This window comes from Streptomyces atroolivaceus (assembly GCF_000717025.1).
GTDB classification, from domain to species: domain Bacteria; phylum Actinomycetota; class Actinomycetes; order Streptomycetales; family Streptomycetaceae; genus Streptomyces; species Streptomyces atroolivaceus.
Map to the genome: position 1 here is coordinate 84,576 of NZ_JNXG01000002.1, position 18,027 is coordinate 102,602.

Sequence of the window (18,027 nt, forward strand, 5' to 3'; positions counted from 1 at the left end):
CCCGTGAGCCAGTACGTCTCCCGGCTCGGCAGCAGCCGTGCGGCACCCCGTATCCGCTTCCCGGGCGGTTTCGCCGGACACCGCAAGCCGCGCCGTGTCGCGATGCTCTCCGTGCACACCTCTCCGCTGCACCAGCCGGGCACCGGCGACGCGGGCGGCATGAACGTCTACATCGTGGAGCTGGCCACGCGCCTCGCCGCGATCGGTATCGAGGTCGAGATCTTCACCAGGGCCACCACCGGCGGGCTGTCCCCGGTTGTCGAGCTGGCGCCCGGCGTCCTGGTCCGGCACGTCGACGCGGGGCCGTACGAGGGCCTCGCCAAGGAGGAGCTCCCCGCTCAGCTCTGTGCCTTCACCCACGGCGTGATGCAGGCCTGGGCAGGTCAGCGCCCCGGCTACTACGACCTGGTCCACTCCCACTACTGGCTCTCCGGCCAGGTCGGCTGGCTCGCCGCCCAGCGCTGGGGCGTTCCGCTCGTCCACGCCATGCACACCATGGCCAAGGTCAAGAACGCCGCGCTGGCCGAAGGCGACACACCCGAACCCGCGGCCCGCGTCATCGGCGAGACCCAGATCGTGCACGCCTCGGACCGGCTCATCGCGAACACCGCCGAAGAGGCCGACGAACTCGTCCGCTTCTACGACGCGGACCCGGAGTCGGTCGCCGTCGTGCATCCCGGGGTCAACCTGGAGCGCTTCCGCCCCGGCGACGGCCGCGCCGCCGCGCGAGCCCGCCTCGGCCTGCCGCAGGACGCCCTGATACCGCTGTTCGCGGGACGTATACAGCCGCTGAAGGCCCCGGACGTGCTCCTCCGCGCCGTCGCGGTGCTCCTGGACCGTGACCCCTCGCTGCGCTCGCGCATCCTCGTACCCGTCGTCGGAGGCCCCAGCGGCAGCGGGCTCGCCAAGCCGGAGGGCCTGCAGAAGCTGGCCGCGCGCCTGGGCATCGCCGACGTCGTACGGTTCCACCCGCCGGTCGGCCAGGATCAGCTCGCCGACTGGTTCCGGGCGGCGTCCGTGCTGGTCATGCCCTCGTACAGCGAGTCCTTCGGGCTCGTCGCCATCGAGGCCCAGGCGGCAGGCACCCCGGTGGTCGCGGCGGCGGTGGGCGGTCTGCCGGTCGCGGTGCGGGACGGTGTCAGCGGCTTCCTGATCCCGGGCCACGCCCCGGCGGCGTACGCACAAGCCCTCGGCCGGTTCGCGGACAACCCGCAGCTGGCCCGCCGCATGGGCGAGGCCGCGGCCGCGCACGCGCAGTCGTTCGGCTGGGACACGGCGGCATCGGCCACCGCCGACGTGTACACGGCGGCGATGCACGACCACCGGCGCCGGGCCCGCTCGCACCACGGCTGAGGGGCGGCCCCGGCCCTCCCCCCGCGCGTTGTCGTACGCTCGCACCATGGCTGACGTATCCGACGAAGCAGCAGCGGCGCAGGTCATCGAGACGACCCTGAACGACGCGGAGCTCGAGTGGGAGAGCCCCGGGCCCGGCAACTACGTCGTGAAGCTGCCCGGCACGCGCAAGCTGTCCACGACCTGTTCCCTGCTCGTCGGGCGGCACTCCCTCTCCCTCAACGCATTCGTCATCCGTCATCCGGACGAGAACGACGCCGCTGTGCACCGCTGGCTCCTGGAGCACAACCTCCGCCTGTTCGGGGTGAGCTACGCGATCGACCAGCTCGGCGACATCTATCTCGTCGGCAGGCTCCCGCTCTCGGTCGTCACCCCCGAGGAGCTCGACCGGCTGCTGGGCGTGGTCCTGGAGGCGGCGGACGGAGCGTTCAACCCCCTGCTGGAGCTGGGCTTCGCGAGCGCGATCCGCAAGGAGTACGCCTGGCGGACGGAGCGCGGGGAATCGACCCGCAACCTGGACGCGTTCGCGCACCTGACGCAGCGTCCGTCCTGAGACCGGGTCCGGCGGCCTACGCGAGTCCCCGCAGCGCCGCGACGAGCCGCGGAGCCACCGTCTCCCATGTCCACGCCAGCGCCTCGGGGCCCGCGCCCCGGGGCACCGTCTCCGTGAGCATGATCAGGTAGAGGTAGCTGCGGCAGAGGTCGAGCCGGCGCCGTACGGACGGGGTGAACACGACCGGCGTGCCCGTCGCGGCCGCGTACCCGGCGAGGAAGTCCAGGTCCGTCTCCGGGTCGCCGAACAGGTGCGTGGAGACGAGATCGGCGACCGGATCGCCCCAGAACATCCGCTCGCCGTCGATGATCCCGCCGACGCGCCGGGCGCCGGGCCCGCCGGTCACCAGCAGGTTTCCCTGCCACAGATCGAAGTGGACCAGGGCCGGACGGGTCACCTCGTCCATCACGTCCGCCGCGCCGGCGAGCACCTCACGGATCCGCCGCACCGGGAGCGGCAGCCGCGCCCCGTACCTCTCCGCGTCGCCCAGCACGGCGTCGGTCATCGCGGTGAAGGCCTCGCGCCAGGTGGGGGAGAGCGGTCCCAGCGGCTCGGCGGGATACCCGAACCCGGCGGTGCCGGTGACGCCGTGCAGGCGGCCGACCATGTCCCCGAACTCGGTGCGCAGGGAACGGGTCTCTGCGGCCGTCAGGTCCCCGGCGACGCTGCTCCAGGGCTGCCCCGGGCACGCGGTCATGACGACGTACGCCCCGGCCGGCGCCCCCGGGTCGAGCTCGCTGTGCACGACCCGCGGGACCGCGGCGCCGCCCGCGGTGGCTGCGGCGCCGTAGAAGGTGACCTCGTTGACGAGCAGGCGCTGTTCGTGGCTCAGTCCGTCGCTGTGCGCCGGGGGGATCTTCACGACCCAGTCCCCGCCGTCCTCGAACGTGACGCGTGTGACGGTGTTGTACGTGCCCCCGGCGAGCGACTCCCGGGACACGGGCTCACCGGCCCCGACGGCTCTCAGTACGGCTGCTGTCGCGTCGACGGACACGGACGGTCCCCTCCATGGCTCGGCTGCGGAGCCGGTCGCCCCACAGGGGCTTCACAGGGTGATCACAACGGAATCACGATCACATCCCGTGACGGCTTGAGGCGGTCATCGGACAGGTGTCCGATCGTAGAGTGTCTCGCACCGTGACAGCCCTCCCGTGTCAGCCCTGAAATCCGCTCCGGGACAGGCTTGTTGCTCCTTTCAGACGGAGAGATGAACGAATCATGCGCGCCACCGCCGTACGCCGTACCGCCCTCGTCGCCGCCGTGGCGTCCCTGACCCTGCTCGCCACCGCCTGCGGCGGTTCGGACTCCGACGCGAAGGGTGACGGCGGAGCGTCGGGGGCGAAGGACGACGCCTCCGCCAAGCCCGCGGCTGCCAAGGCGCTGACGTCGGCCGAGCTGGAGAAGGTGTCGCTGGAACAGGGCGACGTCGCGGGCCACAAGGTGACGAAGACCGGCCCCGAGGACATCGCGCAGCCCGGAGACGTCACCGTCGACAAGAAGGAGTGCGAGCCCATCGGCTTCGCCTTCTACGGAGTCAAGCGGGGGACCCCGGTGGGGAACGCAGGGCGCAAGGTCGTCGAGGAGCCCGAGAAGAACGAGTCCGCCGACCCCGAGGACGCGCTCGCCGGCATGCTCGACGTGACGTCGTCCCTGGTCACGCTCGCCTCGTACGAGGGTGACGGCGCGGCCGAGAGCCTTGCCGAGCTTCGCGACTCGGCCGCCAAGTGCGCGACCGGCGGGTTCACCCTGTCCATGAAGGGCTCCAAGCAGAAGGTCACCAAGCTGACCGAGGAGAAGGTGACGGGCGGCGAGGAGGCCCTCGCCTGGCGGGTGCAGATGGGTGAGGGGGACGCGGCGGCTCCCTTCAAGCTCGTGAGCGTGCGTCAGGGCGGCACGGTCGCCACGTTCTTCTCGTTCAACCTCGGCAAGACGGGTGCGGAGTCCGACTTCGCCCTGCCGACCGCGCTGATCGACGCCCAGGTCAAGAAGCTCGGCTGAGGCCTCCGCCGTCACTCCGGGTCACGGCAGCGGCACGAGCCTGACCACGGTGACCGTCAGCACGGACCCGGAGACGTAGTAGAGGACGATCGCCCCGTAGACCGTCGCCTCCCGCCGGTCGCGCTCACGCTTGACGGCGGTCGAGGCGTGTCCGTACGGATCCCGGCCGAGGGTGCGCGCCATCTCGTCGCGGAACGAGTCGCCGTCGCGCATCTTGGCCAGGGTGTCGTCGGCGGGCGGTGCGTAGGAGATGCGGAAACTCAAGCGACGTTCCGCCTCTCGGCCTCGTCCTGCGCGAGCCGGTCCAGGATCTGTTCGGCCTCGGGATCAGGCACGGATTCGAGCATCCAGTGCCGCATGACGGCCTGGATCTCGTGGACCCCGGCCTCGTTGATCGCCTGGTCGAACTCCTCGCGTCTCTCCTCGGGCAGGGCGGCACGGATCGCCGGAATGCTGTTGGGTACCTCGACCTCGGCGCCGCCGACGAAGGTCTTCAGAGACTCGCCCATGACCGCTCTCCCCGATCTCCCTGCTGTCCGCGCCCTGCATGCCCGTACCGCCGGGGGTGTGTACCCGGGTAACAGGCCGGTGTGGGGGTCACGTTAGCGGGTGGCCGCCCGGACGGGCGATCGGCTCCCCGCTCAGCCGGGCGAGGTGTAGGTCGAGCCGCGCGACCCGCCCCGGCGGCGGTGAGTTCGGGTCCCACCAGCAGATGCCCGAGATCTCGGCGTCGGGTTCGAAGGCGCGCAGGCCGCTCGCGCGGCCCGTGAACAGGGCGCCGTACTCCCGCCGTTCTCCTGGCGCCAGGACGAACCCCGCATGTCCGACGAATCGCAGCGGGCCGTCGGGTTCGTGGCCGGTCTCCTCGCGCAGCTCGCGCACCGCCGCCTCGCGGGCGCTCTCACCTGGCTCGATCCCCCCGCCGGGAAGCTCCCAGGCGTCCCGGTACCTGTCGTGGACCAGGAGGACCCGCCCTCCGTGCCAGAGGGCGGTCAGGGCCAGGGGCGTCGGAGCGTCGCCGGGAGGCGCGTCCTCGCCGCCTGCCCGGAAGGAGACCAGAAGGTTGCCACGGCTGTCGACCGCGAGCGGCTCGACCGGATTCCAGGACATGTCAGGCTCCTCCTCGCCGGGCCGGCGGACGGCGGGGCCGTACGCGCTCAGGTGACCGCCTGGCCGATGCCCAGCATGTTCCCCTCGCTGTCACGGAACCACGCCCCGCGTTCGCCACCGGCTCCCTTGCTCGGGTAGTTGCCCTCGATCTCGGCGATGCCGCCGTGCGTACGGAGCCCCGGCAGGTCGACCGTCTCGAACACCACACCGCGCCGCCCGAGTTCCGACACGACCGCTTCGATGTCGTCGACCTGCCATCCCATCTGGGTGAAGGTGCCGGGCGACGCCCCCGTCGACCGGAACACGGCGAACTCCGAGTCCCCGCACCGGTACAGCAGCCCGCCCGGTCGTTCGTCGACGGGTTCCAGGCCGAGCTTCTCGGCGTAGAAGCGCCGCGCCCGCTCCAGGTCCTGGGCCGGCAGCCTGGTCGCGGCGCCGCGCGCCCCGGCGAGGGTGTTCCTGTCGTCTGCGTCCATGTATCCACTGTGCCGTGGGCCGTGGGCGATCACGGGGAGAAGGCGCGGGCGATTCGCTGCGGCCCGCAGTGGCGACGACGGATGGTCCGGTGGGAGCATCGGTGGCTGCCGGAGAGAACGGAAGCGGAGGTGTACTCGTGCCCGACGCGCCGTACGTCCGTTTCCAGGGACCGGTGCGACACCCGCGCGGCCACTTCCCCGGAGTCTTCGCACTGACCAACGAGCTGGCACGGCAGGGCAGGCTGACCGAGGAACAGCACCGGTTCTGGCGCGCGGCCAACGACTGGCACGACGCCGGTTGTCCCCACCCCACCGACGTCGACCCCGAGGTCTACGACCGCGAGATCCCCCGGGCGCCGTGGCGTGGTTCAAGTCCTCGGCCCACGATCTCGTCGAGCGGGTGGATGGGTACCTGGAGATCCTCGCCGCGCACGGTGTCGACTGCCGCCGCCTGGAGTCGTCGAGCCCCGGACGGCCGGACGTGTTGAGGCGCGTGCTCTCCGCGGGGCCAACCGGCGGAGAGCGCTGTGGGAGAACCAATGCAGGGCCGACGGCGACTGATGCAGAGGGACATCTTGAGCGCTCGAGCAGGTTATGGGACCCACCCCGAAGTGATCGCGGCGATCGTGGAGGCCGCTGGGGATGCGGTGATGGTGCTGTCGTACGACGAGGACCGGTCGCTGGCCGAATCGGGCCTGTCCCGTTTCGGTCCGGCGGGGTCGGCCCGGCTCGACTGGAGCGGGGCAGAGGTACTCCACCGCTCCCCGGCCTTCGACGGTGAAGGGCTCAAGGCCCTCATGCGGGAGTTCGCACCTCCGGATGAGCTGGCAGTCGTGTTCTGGGGAAACCTCGCGGTGCCCTCACTCGCCTTGGAGGCCAGCCTGGTGGCAGAGCATGCCGACGCGGTACTGGAGTGCGGCCATCAGTGCTGGGTTCACCTCGTCGACAGCGGGGTCCTGATCGAGTTCCAGGACGGCGAAGGATTCACGGCAGGACGGATACCCGGCTGACCTCCGGCCGCGGTCGTTCACCTGAAGCGGCCCGGCCGGGAGCGCAACCACGATGCTCCGGCCGCCGCTCCAGGCACCGGCCGGCGTCCCGCGTGACGGCCCGGAGACGGCGGCACGACGGCAGCGAGCCCCCCGCTTGCGGAGAATGCGCAGGCGGGGGGCTATGTCAGCTCTGCTTACTTCTTCTTGCCCTGGTTCTTCACAGCCTCGATCGCGGCCTTCGCCGCGTCCGGGTCCAGGTAGGTGCCGCCCGGCTTCAGGGGGCGGAAGTCGGCGTCCAGCTCGTAGGCGAGCGGGATGCCGGTCGGGATGTTGAGGCCCGAGATGGCGTCGTCGGAGATGCCGTCCAGGTGCTTCACCAGGCCGCGCAGGCTGTTGCCGTGGGCGGCGACCAGGACGGTCTTGCCGTCGAGGAGGTCCGGGACGATGCCGTCGTACCAGTACGGCAGCATGCGCTCGACGACGTCCTTCAGGCACTCCGTGCGCGGGCGCAGCTCCGTCGGGATGGAGGCGTAGCGCGGGTCGGCGCTCTGCGAGAACTCGGTGCCGTCCTCGAGCACGGGCGGCGGGGTGTCGTACGAACGGCGCCACAGCATGAACTGCTCCTCGCCGAACTCGGCGAGGGTCTGGGCCTTGTCCTTGCCCTGGAGAGCGCCGTAGTGGCGCTCGTTCAGCCGCCAGGAGCGGTGCACGGGGATCCAGTGGCGGTCCGCGGCTTCCAGCCCGAGCTGGGCGGTGCGGATCGCGCGCTTCTGGAGGGAGGTGTGTACGACGTCGGGGAGCAGGCCGGCGTCCTTGAGCAGCTCACCGCCGCGGACCGCCTCCTTCTCGCCCTTGTCGGTGAGGTCTACGTCCACCCAACCGGTGAACAGGTTCTTCGCGTTCCATTCGCTCTCGCCGTGGCGGAGGAGGATCAGCTTGTACGGTGCGTCGGCCATGGGTCCGAGCGTAATCGAACCCGTGCGGCCGCCGCGCGCTCGGTCAAGGGGCGGACCGGGAGCGGGACCGGGACGTGACGATTGACGGGCGGCGTCAATCGAGTGGCGGCCGGGGATCTCGCCTTCGTAATGTTCGGTCAGTCGTCGGGCCGCTTACACAGGCCCGCGGCCATTCCGTACGCGTACGCCTCCGGGGGGAAGTCCCATGTCTGTCGCCGGCCTCCGAAAGGCGGCACACGAGACGGTCGCCGGGCTCCCCAGGGAGTTCTGGTGGCTGTGGACCAGCACGCTGGTCAACCGCCTCGGGGCGTTCGTCGCCACGTTCATGGCGCTCTACCTGACCCTGGACCGGGGCTACTCGGCCTCGTACGCCGGTCTCGTCGCGGCCCTCCACGGGCTCGGCGGAGTGGTGTCGTCGCTGGGTGCCGGGGTGATGACGGACCGGCTGGGGCGCCGGCCGACCATGCTGATCGCGCAGCTCTCGACCGCGGTGTCCGTGGCCGTGCTCGGCTTCATGGTCCATCCGGTGGCGATCGCGGGTGTGGCCTTCGTCGTCGGGATGGCCAGCAACGCGTCACGGCCGGCCGTGCAGGCGATGATGGCCGACATCGTCCCGCCCGAGGACCGGGTGCGGGCCTTCTCGCTCAACTACTGGGCCATCAATTTGGGCTTCGCCGTCTCGTCGGCCGGAGCCGGATTCGTCGCCGAACACAGCTACACGGCCGGCTTCCTGGGCGAGGCCGCCCTGACCCTGCTCTGCGCCGTCGTCGTCTTCCTCAAGGTGCCGGAGTCCCGGCCGAAGGAGGAGCCCCGGGCCGCCGGGGCGCCCGCGCCGGACGACGTGCGGCTCGGCACCGTGCTGCGCGACGGGCGCTACATGGGTGTCGTCGGACTGTCGTTCGTGGTCGCGCTGATCTTCCAGCAGGGGTACGTGGGCCTGCCGGTGGCCATGGGCACGGACGGGCTGTCCAGCTCCGACTTCGGCACAGCCATCGCTGTCAACGGTGTGCTGATCGTGGCCCTGCAGATTCCCGTCACCCGGTTCATCCAGCACCGCGACCCGCGCAGGCTGCTGATCCTCTCGTCCCTGTTGGCGGGCTACGGCTTCGGACTGACCGCCTTCGCGGGATCGGTCGGGGTGTACGCACTGACGGTGTGCGTCTGGACCCTGGCCGAGATCGTCAACGCGCCGACGCAGACGGGCATCGTCGTGCAGCTCTCCCCGGCGCACGGCCGGGGGCGCTACCAGGGGATGTACACGATGTCGTGGTCCGTGGCGGCCCTCGTCGCCCCGCTGATGTCCGGCTTCGTGATCGACCACTACGGCGCCGCCTGGCTGTGGGGGACCTGCGCGGTCCTGGGCACCGTGGCCGCGTTCGGATACTGGCTGCTGATGAGGAACCTGGACCTGCCGGAGCCGGTCGTCGCGGCGTCACCGGCACCCGGGGACCGGGCGGTCGCCGAGCCCGCGGTCTGAGGAGCACGCAGCGGCGGTGCCGCGCCACGGACACCGGTCCGTGGCGCGGCACCGCCGCAGGATTCGGCCGGGCTCAGCCGCCGCACTGGCACGGCGCACCGGACTGGCAGCCGCACCCGCAGCCCGAGCCGCAGCCGCAGGCTCCCAGCACGGGCAGATGCACCACTTCGGTCGGGGTCTCCTGCTGCGGCTCGGTCACGGGGGAATCGGCCATGGTCCCTCCTCAGGGCGTACGACTCGACGGCGTACGGCACATGCATGGGGCACACATGCCGACGACGGGAGCCGCAGACATGCCACGCCGCCCCCGCACCCCTTGCATGCCCAGCCTGGACGGCGCATCAACGGCGCACGAGGGCTGGGACGGACGTACGACTGCTGTGGCGCCCGTGCCCCCTTACGCCCCCTCGACCGGCGCCGCCGCCTGGATCTCGTCCGCGTGCTCGCCGGTGACCAGGTAGACGACGCGCTTGGCGACGGACACGGCGTGGTCGGCGAAGCGCTCGTAGTAGCGGCCCAGCAGGGTCACGTCCACGGCGGTCTCGATGCCGTGCTTCCAGCGGTCGTCCATCAGGTGCTGGAACAGCGTGCGGTGCAGCAGGTCCATCTCGTCGTCGTCCTGCTCCAGCTGGAGCGCCAGATCGACGTCCTTCGTGATGATGACCTCGGCGGCCTTGGCCATCAGCCGCTGGGCGAGCTGACCCATCTCCAGGATGGTGGCGTGCAGGTCGTGCGGCACCGCCGACTGCGGGAAGCGCAGCCGCGCCAGCTTGGCGACGTGCTGGGCGAGGTCGCCCGAGCGCTCCAGGTCGGCGCTCATGCGCAGTGAGGTGACCACGATCCGCAGATCGGTGGCGACCGGCTGCTGGCGGGCCAGCAGTGCGATGGCGCGGGCCTCCAGGTCGTGCTGGAGGTCGTCGACCTTCTGGTCCCCGGCGATCACGCTCTCGGCGAGCTTGAGATCGGCGTCGAGCATGGAGGTCGTGGCCCGTCCGATCGCCGAGCCGACGAGCCGGGCCATCTCGACCAGGCCTTCGCCGATCGAATCGAGTTCCTCGTGATAAGCGTCGCGCATGGAAGTCCCTCTCCAGATCCTTACTGAGGCCGGGGTCTAGGGCCGACCCCCACGTTGCCACGGTGCGGGGCCAACGCGTCGGGTTCCGGCCGCCTAAATGAACCGTCACTATCCCCTTGGTGAACTCTGGGCGACGAGTGTTCGAGATGGCACCCGGATGGCTGGGAGAGTGTCGGCGAGCCCGCATAACCTTGAGGCATGGACGTGAACGCGGCGGTCGCCGCAGCTGCTGCGATCGCCGGGCTGTGTACCGGTGTGATCGCCATGCTGGCGTTCCGCTGGAGCGAACGTGAGCAGAGGCGGCCCACGCGTACGTCCCTGCGGCCCGACGGCAACGCCGCTCTGCCTCCCGGGGTGGACACGGTCCTCTCCGTGCTCAGCTCGTCCGCCGTCGTGCTCGACGAGAGCGACAGCGTCGTCAAGGCCAGCTCCGCCGCGTACGCGCTGGGCCTGGTCAGGGGCGGACGGCTGGCGGTCGAGCCGATGCTCCACATGGCGAGGGACACCCGACGCGACGGCGAGATACGACAGGTCGAGCTGGACCTGCCGCGCCGGGGTACGGGCCGGGGTGAGGCGCTCGCCGTCTCGGCCCGGGTCGCCCCGCTGGGCTCGCGTCTGGTCCTGCTGCTGGTCGAGGACCTCACGGAGGCCCGCCGCATAGAAGCGGTGCGGCGCGACTTCGTGGCCAACGTCAGTCATGAGCTCAAGACCCCGGTCGGAGCGCTCTCCCTGCTCTCCGAAGCCGTCATGGACGCCTCCGACGACCCGGAGGCGGTGCAGCGGTTCGCCGGCCGCATGGAGATCGAGGCGACCCGGCTGACCAACCTCGTGCAGGAGCTCATCGACCTCTCCCGGGTCCAGAACGACGATCCGCTGGAGGACGCCGAACCCGTACGGGTGGAGCAGCTGGTCGCCGAGGCCATCGACCGCTGCCGGCAGCAGGCCGGGTCCAAGCAGATCACCATGGCCTCGGGCGGCACCGACGACCTCTCCGTGTGGGGGAACCGGAGTCAGCTCGCGGCCGCCCTCGGTAATCTCGTGGAGAACGCCGTCAACTACAGCCCCGCCCGCACCCGCGTCGGCATCGCCGCACGGAGGATGACCGCGCCCGGCGGGGATCTGATCGAGATAGCCGTGACCGACCAGGGCATCGGCATCTCCGAGAAGGACCGCGAGCGCGTCTTCGAGCGGTTCTACCGCGTCGACCCGGCCCGGTCACGGGCCACCGGTGGCACCGGTCTCGGCCTCGCCATCGTCAAACACGTGGCCGCCTCGCACGGCGGGGAGGTCACCGTATGGAGCTCGGAAGGACAGGGCTCCACGTTCACCCTGCGACTGCCCGAGTCAGGCGTCGTACGGGGTCGTGCCACCGGCGGACCCCTCGTCGTCAACGGTGCCGTCGATGACGACGGGCCGTACGAGACCGATTCTCACGAACCATTTCCTGCCCCGGAGGCCCTTCCGTGACCCGAGTGCTTGTCGTCGAGGATGAGGAATCCTTCAGCGACGCCCTGTCCTACATGCTCCGCAAGGAAGGCTTCGAGGTGGCCATCGCGGCCACCGGCCCGGACGGCCTCGACGAGTTCGAGCGCAACGGCGCCGACCTCGTGCTGCTCGACCTGATGCTCCCGGGCCTGCCCGGTACGGAGGTCTGCCGGCAGCTGCGTGTCCGGTCCAACGTCCCGGTGATCATGGTCACCGCCAAGGACAGCGAGATCGACAAGGTCGTGGGCCTGGAAATAGGAGCCGACGACTATGTGACCAAGCCCTTCTCCTCGCGGGAGCTGGTGGCCCGCATCCGCGCGGTCCTGCGCCGCCGCGGGGAGCCGGAGGAGGTCACTCCGGCGGCCCTGGAAGCCGGCCCGGTCCGGATGGACGTGGACCGCCACGTCGTCACGGTCTCGGGCGGCAAGGTCGACCTCCCGCTGAAGGAGTTCGACCTGCTGGAGATGCTCCTGCGCAACGCGGGGCGCGTCCTGACGCGCATGCAGCTGATCGACCGGGTCTGGGGCGCTGACTACGTGGGCGACACCAAGACCCTGGACGTCCACGTCAAGCGGCTCCGGGCGAAGATCGAGCCCGATCCCGGGGCGCCGCGTTACCTGGTGACGGTGCGGGGTCTGGGCTACAAGTTCGAGCCGTAAACCGAGGGCTGCGGGCCAGGGGGTGTCTCCGCCGGAGGCACCCCCGCGCGCGCTGTCAGTGGGTGGCGGCCGCGTCGTCCGCCGGGTCGGCCTCCGCACCTGCGGCCGGGTCGGTCTCCGTGCCCGCCGGGCTCTCGGACTGCCCGTCCGACGGCGTCTCGGACGCGGCGTCCGAGGGGGTGGGCTTCGCCGACGGCAGCGTGCCCGGGCCGAAGCCCTCGAAGTAGCCGGTCGCCGGGACGATGGAGGCGCCGAGTTCGACGTCGCCCGTCTCGCTGAACGTGAAGGCGACGGTCTGCACGTTGCCGCTGGTTCCCGCCTGGCGCCCGTTCTCGATGACGGCCGAGGCGTTGTCCTTCCCGCCGATGACGACCCGTCCGCCGGCCGGGACCACGAGGGGGCCCTTGCCCTTGGCGGGCTTCAGCTCCACCGTGGCGTCGGTGCCCGGCAGGGTGATCTTCTCGACGACCTCACGCTTCGTGCCGTCGTTGAAGAGGGTGGCGGCGATGACCGCCGGGCCCTCGGCGTCCGGCTCGGGCTGGGTGATGATGTTCAGGTTCTGGATCTTGATGGAGTCGACAGCGGTGGCTGCGTTGTCCGGCCTGACCTGAAGCGTCTGCGCGTCGTTGCCGGCACCGCATGCGGACAGCGTGGCGATCGAGAACACGAGGGCAGTGGCGGCGAGGGCGCCGTGTCGAAGGCTGCGGCTCACGGCGGCGGCAACTCCTTGAACGTTCGGACTGCGGACTTCGGACTCTGCGGACAGGAAGGCCCGAGCGGCGTTATGGCCGCCCTAAGTGTGTGTCAGCGGCCTCAGGTTACCGAGCCGCCGTGCCGGGCCCGCACCCGACCCGCCCCTTGGGCCGCCCGACCTGTGGACCGGCCCCCCGGGCCGATGCGCTCACTTCTCCCGGTCACGGCACGGCCGCCCCGCGGGCCTCGATGATTCGCACGGTGTTCACAAAACGCGGCTGAGCGGTGCGACGGCCGGCCGGTGATCGATTTCCGGGCGGTGGCGCATTTCTCGCGCATAATCCACCCGGTCCAGGTCGTTGATCAATTTCAATGACCATCGACGCTAAGAGCCGTACGGGTGATCGAGGGCCGAACGGAGTACAGAAAGTTCACCATCCGGAATCCGGCAAAACGGGACGTTCGGCTCCTTCTGGCGGGCTTCCGGCACCTGTGACGGGGGCGTTTCGACTCGGTCGCATGCCCGCTCCGACCTGCGAATATCGGGTTCCGGAAGGCTCCCGCAGCACGTTCGTGTTGTAGTTGTCAAGCCCCGAGATATGCCCTGACCTGCGAAAACGCCATTCAGGAGAAGCCGTTCTCGTGTTACTCTGGATAGCCACGGAAGGGGTACCTGTCACATGACGTTCAAGGTTGGCGACACCGTGGTCTATCCCCATCACGGGGCCGCGCTGATCGAGGCTATCGAAACTCGCCAGATCAAAGGCGTGGACAAGACCTACTTGGTGCTCAAGGTCGCCCAGGGCGACTTGACGGTTCGTGTGCCGGCGGACAATGCGGAGTTCGTCGGTGTGCGCGACGTAGTCGGGCAGGAAGGGCTGGACCGGGTCTTCGAGGTGCTGCGCGCACCGTACGCCGAAGAGCCGACGAACTGGTCCCGACGCTACAAGGCAAATCTCGAGAAGCTCGCCTCCGGCGATGTCATCAAGGTCGCCGAAGTGGTGCGTGACCTGTGGCGTCGCGAGCGCGAGCGTGGACTCTCCGCAGGTGAGAAGCGCATGCTCGCCAAGGCCCGCCAGATTCTGGTGAGCGAGCTCGCTCTCGCGGAGAACACGAACGAGGACAAGGCCGAGGCACTGCTCGACGAGGTCCTCGCGTCCTGAACCGGACGACGGTGACCGGATGACGCCGGCAAACCGAATCCGGTCGTAGTAGATATGCCGCGGTGCCCGCTGACCACCCGTTTTCACGGTAAGTCGTCGGGCGCTGCGGCATGTTCGGATCCGAAAAGGAACCGTCCCGAGAGCTGGTCGGCGTGCCCCGGCCGGTTTCGGGCAGCCTCCACCGAGCCTCGCTTCGGCTCGGCCGACCAGGGTTCACGGAAGGGTCCCGGTCAGCTCGAGGCGTCGCGCCCGGCTCTCCCCCCAACCTACGGTCGGGGGCACGCCCAGGCCATACCCATGCCGGCCGTGGAAACAAACCTGCCGAAGCTTCGGAGTGCAACCGATGTCACCGATGTCACCGACACCCGCTGAACCGAGCCCCTCCCGCACCGCGGCGGTGATTCCCGCAGCGGGCCGCGGTGTCCGGCTCGGCCCCGGGGCCCCGAAGGCGCTGCGCGCGCTCGGCGGTACGCCCATGCTGATCCACGCCGTGCGGGCCATGGCGGCGTCCCGCGCGGTCTCCCTCGTCGTCGTGGTCGCGCCGCCGGACGGCGCGTCCGAGGTCAAGAACCTCATCGACGGGCACGCGCTGCCGGAGCGCACCGACTACGTCGTCGTCCCCGGTGGCGCGACACGCCAGGAGTCCGTGAAGCTCGGGCTCGACGCCGTGCCGGATGACATCTCCGTCGTACTCGTCCACGACGCGGCCCGGCCCCTCGTGCCGGTCGACACCGTGGACGCCGTGATCGAAGCCGTACGGGACGGGGCTCCCGCCGTGGTGCCCGCGCTTCCGCTCGCCGACACCGTCAAGGAGGTCGAGCCGGGTGAGCCGGGTGTGCCGGAGCCGGTGCTCTCGACCCCCGTGCGGGCGCGGCTGCGAGCCGTGCAGACGCCCCAGGGCTTCGACCGGGAGACGCTCGTCCGGGCCCACGGGAGCGTGGCCGTCGACGGCGAAGGCGCGACCGACGACGCGGGCATGGTCGAGCGGCTGGGATCGACGGTCGTCGTCGTACCCGGACACGAAGAAGCGTTCAAGGTGACGCGGCCCCTGGACCTGGTTCTGGCCGAGGCCGTTCTCGCGCGCCGGAGGGCGAACGATGGATTCTGAGGCACCGGGAACGATGGATACCGAGGCACCGGGAACGATGGATTCCGCGGCACAGGAGCGGCAGCGGCCGGCTCCCGTGATCCCGCTCGTCGGCATCGGGACCGACATCCACGCCTTCGAGGAAGGCCGCGAGCTCTGGTGCGCCGGGCTGCTGTGGGAGGGCGAGGGCCCCGGCCTCGCCGGGCACTCCGACGCCGATGTCGTGGCGCACGCCGCCTGCAACGCCCTGTTCTCGGCCGCCGGCCTCGGTGACCTCGGGCAGCACTTCGGCACCGGCCGCCCGGAGTGGTCGGGTGCGTCGGGCGTCACCCTGCTCACCGAGGCCGCCAGGATCGTGCGTGCCGAAGGCTTCGGGGTCGGCAACGTCGCCGTGCAGGTCGTCGGCCTGCGGCCGAAGATCGGCAAGCGGCGCGACGAGGCCCAGAAGGTGCTGTCCGACGCCGTCGGCGCCCCCGTGTCGCTCTCCGCCGCCACCTCCGACGGCCTCGGGTTCACCGGCCGGGGCGAAGGCATCGCGGGCATCGCGACCGCCCTGGTCTACCGCACCGCCGGCTGACGCCCGGGCGCCCGGGCCGCACCGCCGGCTGACGCCCGGGCGCCCGGGCCGCACCGCCGGCTGACGCCCGGGCGCCCGGGCTCCTCGGTCCGGGCCCCGCCCTCGCCGTCCCGGCGATGGCGGCCTCGCAACCCCGGCACCTTATTGCACATGGCTTGCACGTACGCTGGTACGGCAAGTCATGTGCCGTAAGGCCGAGAGCGAGGGTGAGCGTCAGTGGTGACCGCGACCGCCGGGGCGACAAGGGCGCCGGACGCGCCGGCCGATGCGGACGGATACGTCCTGCGGACCGCCACCGCGCAGGATGTCGGCGGCGCCCGGGCCGTGATGCTGGACACCGTCTACCACGACCTGCGCTCGGGCTACGTGCCCCGCTGGCACGCCGACATCATCGACCTCGAGGGCGCCTATCTGCGCCCCGAACGCTGCACGCTGCTGGTCGTCGTGTGCGGCGACGAGGTCGTGGCGACGGGTGCGGTGCGTGACCGGGGCCCGCAGGCGCCGCCCAATCCGCAGTGGGTCGCGGACCGCTTTCCCTCCGGTTCGACGGCTCAGCTGTGCCGGATCTACGTACGCCCCGAACACCGTCGCCACGGGCTGGCCCGCAGGCTGGTGCGAGAGCTCGGGGGCTTCGCCGCGCGGGCGGGCGGCTACACCTCGCTGTACCTGCACACCGATCCGGCCGTGCCGGGTGCCGAGCCCTTCTGGCGGTCGCTCGCCCACGAGGTCTGCGACGAACGCGCGCTGCCGGGCGGCGGTCAGGGCATCGTCCATTTCGAGCTGCCGATGCCTCTTCCCGGGGCCTGACCTCTCCGGATATCTGATGATAATCGTTTTCATATAGGGTGCCGACATGCCTACGTCCCGAACCCGTCGCTCTCCGCTGCCGGTCATCGCCGTCGCCGCCGCACTGCTGCTCCCGCTCGCCGCGTGCTCCTCGTCGAGCGGTACCGGAGCCTCCGGCGACGCGCAGCGGCTCCGGGTCGTCATGGCGTTCCCGCCCGCGCAGGCCATGTCCCCGTACGGGGACGACGCGGTCACCCTCAGTCGCCTCGCCGTGATCGAGGGCCTCACCACCCTGGACAGGAACGGTGCGGCCAAGCCCGCGCTCGCCGCTTCCTGGAAGCAGGAGAACTCCACCACCTGGACGTTCACGCTCCGCGACGCGGTCTTCCAGGACGGCGGGAAGGTCGACGCCGATGCCGTCGTCCGGTCACTCACCGCCGCGAGCAAGGCGTCCCCGCTGCCCAGGGTCCTGTCCGACACGACCCTGGAGGCAACCGCCACGGGTGAGGACACCGTACGGATCGTCACCGGGGAAGCGGATCCGCTTCTCCCTCAACGGCTCGCCAACCCGTCCCTCACGATCCTGTCCGCCGGCGCCTACAAGAACGGCAAGGCCGACCCCGCCGGGCACGCCACAGGACCGTTCACCCTGACCGACGTCAAGGGAGCGGTCGCCGCCACCCTCCAGCGGAACGCCGATTACTGGGGTGACAAGGCGAAGGCCCCTGGGGTCGACGTCACCTTCGCCGCGGACGGCACCGCCCGCGCCAACGCCCTGCGGACGAAGGCCGTCGACGTCGCCGAGTACGTACCGATCTCGCAGGCGTCCCTCCTCGGCGACTCGTACGTCCACGAGTTCCCGTCCGCCCGGACCAACGGCCTCTCGCTCAACACCCGGCGCGGTGTCTTCGCCGACCCGGCCGTGCGCGCCGCCGCCCGCGAGGCCATCGACTCGAAGGCCCTGGTCGACGGGGTGTACGAAGGACGGGCCGACACCGCACGAGGGCTCCTCGGCCCCGGCATCCCCTGGGCCGCGGAGAAGCGCACCGCGCCCACCGGCCGGACCCAGGCGGCAAGCCGCGAGGACGTGGCGAAGACGAAGGAGATCGTCCTCGCCACCTACACCAACAGGCCCGAGCTGCCCGAGGTCGCGACGCTCGTCCAGCAGCAGCTCGAGAAGCGCGGCTTCACCGTCAAGCAGGTCGTCCGCGACTACGCGCAGATGGAGGCCGACGCGCTCGCCGGGAAGTACGACGCGTTCATCCAGGCGCGCAACACCCTGCTGGACACCGCCGACCCCCTCTCCTACCTCGCCTCCGACTTCACCTGCGACGGCAGCTTCAACATCTCCCAGCTGTGCGACAAGCGTGTCGACGCCGCGGTGAACAAGGCCGGCGCGGCGGTCGGCACCGACGCCCGCCACCGCGCCGAGATGACCGCCGAGGCCGCCGTCCTCGGCGCCGACGCCCTCGTGCCGCTCGTCCACGAGCGCTTCGTCCAGGGCTACGACGACACGCGCGTCGAAGGCGTCGCCCTCGACCCGATGGAACGCACCCTCATCACCGCCGACACCCGCGTCGGGTGACC

General features: G+C 70.8%; 21 protein-coding genes and 1 pseudogene. 13 read left to right on the top strand and 9 right to left on the bottom strand.

Annotated features, from left to right (window positions below; genetic code table 11):
• Positions 1 to 3 precede the first annotated feature (3 nt).
• Both mshA and OO67_RS03575 read left to right on the top strand, forming a co-directional pair.
• Positions 4 to 1,353, top strand: a complete 1,350-nt coding sequence (gene mshA / locus OO67_RS03570; protein ID WP_033297119.1) for a D-inositol-3-phosphate glycosyltransferase — start codon at positions 4 to 6, stop codon at positions 1,351 to 1,353.
• Between the two features lie 46 nt (positions 1,354 to 1,399).
• The gene (locus OO67_RS03575; protein WP_033298648.1) at positions 1,400 to 1,906 is read left to right on the top strand and encodes a type III secretion system chaperone family protein; all 507 of its coding nucleotides are present in this window, start codon (positions 1,400 to 1,402) and stop codon (positions 1,904 to 1,906) included.
• A 16-nt stretch (positions 1,907 to 1,922) separates the two neighbouring features.
• Here OO67_RS03575 and OO67_RS03580 read toward each other — a convergent pair whose 3' ends face one another.
• The gene (locus tag OO67_RS03580; RefSeq protein ID WP_033297120.1) at positions 1,923 to 2,900 is read right to left on the bottom strand and encodes a phosphotransferase family protein; all 978 of its coding nucleotides are present in this window, start codon (positions 2,898 to 2,900) and stop codon (positions 1,923 to 1,925) included.
• A 224-nt stretch (positions 2,901 to 3,124) separates the two neighbouring features.
• On the opposite strand from OO67_RS03580, the gene OO67_RS03585 reads away from it, so the two are divergent.
• Positions 3,125 to 3,904, top strand: coding sequence for a hypothetical protein (locus OO67_RS03585; RefSeq protein WP_033297121.1), 780 nt, complete (start codon positions 3,125 to 3,127; stop codon positions 3,902 to 3,904).
• 21 nt (positions 3,905 to 3,925) lie between these two features.
• On the opposite strand, the gene OO67_RS03590 is transcribed toward OO67_RS03585, so the two are convergent.
• The 4 genes from OO67_RS03590 to OO67_RS03605 form a co-directional block, all read right to left on the bottom strand.
• Positions 3,926 to 4,168 (bottom strand): hypothetical protein, encoded by a 243-nt coding sequence (locus OO67_RS03590; protein ID WP_033297122.1) that lies wholly within the window; start codon positions 4,166 to 4,168, stop codon positions 3,926 to 3,928.
• Positions 4,165 to 4,413: a hypothetical protein gene (locus OO67_RS03595; RefSeq protein WP_033297123.1), complete on the bottom strand. Its 249-nt coding sequence runs from the start codon at positions 4,411 to 4,413 to the stop codon at positions 4,165 to 4,167. The genes OO67_RS03590 and OO67_RS03595 overlap by 4 nt, the downstream gene beginning before the upstream one ends.
• An 88-nt stretch (positions 4,414 to 4,501) precedes the next feature.
• Entirely contained in the window at positions 4,502 to 5,014 is a 513-nt protein-coding gene (locus OO67_RS03600; RefSeq protein WP_033297124.1) for an NUDIX domain-containing protein, read from the bottom strand.
• Between the two features lie 47 nt (positions 5,015 to 5,061).
• Positions 5,062 to 5,490, bottom strand: a complete 429-nt coding sequence (locus tag OO67_RS03605; protein WP_033297125.1) for a VOC family protein — start codon at positions 5,488 to 5,490, stop codon at positions 5,062 to 5,064.
• 137 nt (positions 5,491 to 5,627) lie between these two features.
• Here OO67_RS03605 and OO67_RS03610 point away from each other — a divergent pair.
• Positions 5,628 to 5,965: pseudogene (locus tag OO67_RS03610) on the top strand (hypothetical protein); the annotation flags it as partial.
• 100 nt (positions 5,966 to 6,065) lie between these two features.
• The gene (locus OO67_RS38895; RefSeq protein ID WP_167748630.1) at positions 6,066 to 6,500 is read left to right on the top strand and encodes a hypothetical protein; all 435 of its coding nucleotides are present in this window, start codon (positions 6,066 to 6,068) and stop codon (positions 6,498 to 6,500) included.
• 176 nt (positions 6,501 to 6,676) lie between these two features.
• On the opposite strand, the gene OO67_RS03620 is transcribed toward OO67_RS38895, so the two are convergent.
• On the bottom strand, positions 6,677 to 7,438 hold the full coding sequence (locus OO67_RS03620; protein WP_033297127.1) for a phosphoglyceromutase: 762 nt from the start codon (positions 7,436 to 7,438) through the stop codon (positions 6,677 to 6,679).
• A 205-nt stretch (positions 7,439 to 7,643) separates the two neighbouring features.
• Between OO67_RS03620 and OO67_RS03625 the strand changes: the two genes are divergently transcribed.
• The gene (locus tag OO67_RS03625; RefSeq protein WP_033297129.1) at positions 7,644 to 8,915 is read left to right on the top strand and encodes an MDR family MFS transporter; all 1,272 of its coding nucleotides are present in this window, start codon (positions 7,644 to 7,646) and stop codon (positions 8,913 to 8,915) included.
• A gap of 73 nt (positions 8,916 to 8,988) precedes the next feature.
• Here OO67_RS03625 and OO67_RS38900 read toward each other — a convergent pair whose 3' ends face one another.
• Positions 8,989 to 9,129, bottom strand: a complete 141-nt coding sequence (locus tag OO67_RS38900; RefSeq protein ID WP_167748631.1) for a hypothetical protein — start codon at positions 9,127 to 9,129, stop codon at positions 8,989 to 8,991.
• A 183-nt stretch (positions 9,130 to 9,312) separates the two neighbouring features.
• Positions 9,313 to 9,990, bottom strand: a complete 678-nt coding sequence (gene phoU / locus OO67_RS03630) for a phosphate signaling complex protein PhoU (RefSeq protein ID WP_033297130.1) — start codon at positions 9,988 to 9,990, stop codon at positions 9,313 to 9,315.
• A 198-nt stretch (positions 9,991 to 10,188) separates the two neighbouring features.
• On the opposite strand from phoU, the gene phoR reads away from it, so the two are divergent.
• Entirely contained in the window at positions 10,189 to 11,457 is a 1,269-nt protein-coding gene (gene phoR, locus OO67_RS03635) for a two-component system sensor histidine kinase PhoR (RefSeq protein WP_033297131.1), read from the top strand.
• Between the two features lie 5 nt (positions 11,458 to 11,462).
• Positions 11,463 to 12,134 (top strand): two-component system response regulator PhoP, encoded by a 672-nt coding sequence (gene phoP / locus OO67_RS03640; protein ID WP_465269737.1) that lies wholly within the window; start codon positions 11,463 to 11,465, stop codon positions 12,132 to 12,134.
• Between the two features lie 55 nt (positions 12,135 to 12,189).
• On the opposite strand, the gene OO67_RS03645 is transcribed toward phoP, so the two are convergent.
• Positions 12,190 to 12,846, bottom strand: a complete 657-nt coding sequence (locus tag OO67_RS03645; RefSeq protein WP_033297132.1) for a hypothetical protein — start codon at positions 12,844 to 12,846, stop codon at positions 12,190 to 12,192.
• A gap of 661 nt (positions 12,847 to 13,507) precedes the next feature.
• Between OO67_RS03645 and OO67_RS03650 the strand changes: the two genes are divergently transcribed.
• The 5 genes from OO67_RS03650 (at position 13,508) to OO67_RS03670 (ending at position 18,025) form a co-directional block, all read left to right on the top strand.
• The gene (locus OO67_RS03650) at positions 13,508 to 13,990 is read left to right on the top strand and encodes a CarD family transcriptional regulator (RefSeq protein WP_006380568.1); all 483 of its coding nucleotides are present in this window, start codon (positions 13,508 to 13,510) and stop codon (positions 13,988 to 13,990) included.
• 343 nt (positions 13,991 to 14,333) lie between these two features.
• Entirely contained in the window at positions 14,334 to 15,098 is a 765-nt protein-coding gene (ispD, locus tag OO67_RS03655) for a 2-C-methyl-D-erythritol 4-phosphate cytidylyltransferase (protein ID WP_033297133.1), read from the top strand.
• 13 nt (positions 15,099 to 15,111) lie between these two features.
• Positions 15,112 to 15,654 (top strand): 2-C-methyl-D-erythritol 2,4-cyclodiphosphate synthase, encoded by a 543-nt coding sequence (ispF, locus tag OO67_RS03660; RefSeq protein WP_382055264.1) that lies wholly within the window; start codon positions 15,112 to 15,114, stop codon positions 15,652 to 15,654.
• A 216-nt stretch (positions 15,655 to 15,870) separates the two neighbouring features.
• Positions 15,871 to 16,461 (top strand): GNAT family N-acetyltransferase, encoded by a 591-nt coding sequence (locus OO67_RS03665; RefSeq protein ID WP_033297134.1) that lies wholly within the window; start codon positions 15,871 to 15,873, stop codon positions 16,459 to 16,461.
• A gap of 46 nt (positions 16,462 to 16,507) precedes the next feature.
• Positions 16,508 to 18,025, top strand: coding sequence for an ABC transporter substrate-binding protein (locus tag OO67_RS03670; protein ID WP_033297135.1), 1,518 nt, complete (start codon positions 16,508 to 16,510; stop codon positions 18,023 to 18,025).
• The last annotated feature ends 2 nt before the right edge of the window (positions 18,026 to 18,027 follow it).

What these genes read in the sequence shown, in the direction of transcription:
- OO67_RS03575 (WP_033298648.1), top strand. Translation starts at nt 1,400, where the DNA reads ATGGCTGACGTATCCGACGAAGCAGCAGCGGCGCAGGTCATCGAGACG.
- OO67_RS03585 (WP_033297121.1), top strand. Translation starts at nt 3,125, where the DNA reads ATGCGCGCCACCGCCGTACGCCGTACCGCCCTCGTCGCCGCCGTGGCG.
- OO67_RS03595 (WP_033297123.1), bottom strand. Translation starts at nt 4,413, where the DNA reads ATGGGCGAGTCTCTGAAGACCTTCGTCGGCGGCGCCGAGGTCGAGGTA.
- OO67_RS03600 (WP_033297124.1), bottom strand. Translation starts at nt 5,014, where the DNA reads ATGTCCTGGAATCCGGTCGAGCCGCTCGCGGTCGACAGCCGTGGCAAC.
- OO67_RS03605 (WP_033297125.1), bottom strand. Translation starts at nt 5,490, where the DNA reads ATGGACGCAGACGACAGGAACACCCTCGCCGGGGCGCGCGGCGCCGCG.
- OO67_RS03620 (WP_033297127.1), bottom strand. Translation starts at nt 7,438, where the DNA reads ATGGCCGACGCACCGTACAAGCTGATCCTCCTCCGCCACGGCGAGAGC.
- OO67_RS03625 (WP_033297129.1), top strand. Translation starts at nt 7,644, where the DNA reads ATGTCTGTCGCCGGCCTCCGAAAGGCGGCACACGAGACGGTCGCCGGG.
- OO67_RS38900 (WP_167748631.1), bottom strand. Translation starts at nt 9,129, where the DNA reads ATGGCCGATTCCCCCGTGACCGAGCCGCAGCAGGAGACCCCGACCGAA.
- phoU (WP_033297130.1), bottom strand. Translation starts at nt 9,990, where the DNA reads ATGCGCGACGCTTATCACGAGGAACTCGATTCGATCGGCGAAGGCCTG.
- phoR (WP_033297131.1), top strand. Translation starts at nt 10,189, where the DNA reads ATGGACGTGAACGCGGCGGTCGCCGCAGCTGCTGCGATCGCCGGGCTG.
- OO67_RS03650 (WP_006380568.1), top strand. Translation starts at nt 13,508, where the DNA reads ATGACGTTCAAGGTTGGCGACACCGTGGTCTATCCCCATCACGGGGCC.
- ispD (WP_033297133.1), top strand. Translation starts at nt 14,334, where the DNA reads ATGTCACCGATGTCACCGACACCCGCTGAACCGAGCCCCTCCCGCACC.
- ispF (WP_382055264.1), top strand. Translation starts at nt 15,112, where the DNA reads ATGGATACCGAGGCACCGGGAACGATGGATTCCGCGGCACAGGAGCGG.
- OO67_RS03670 (WP_033297135.1), top strand. Translation starts at nt 16,508, where the DNA reads ATGCCTACGTCCCGAACCCGTCGCTCTCCGCTGCCGGTCATCGCCGTC.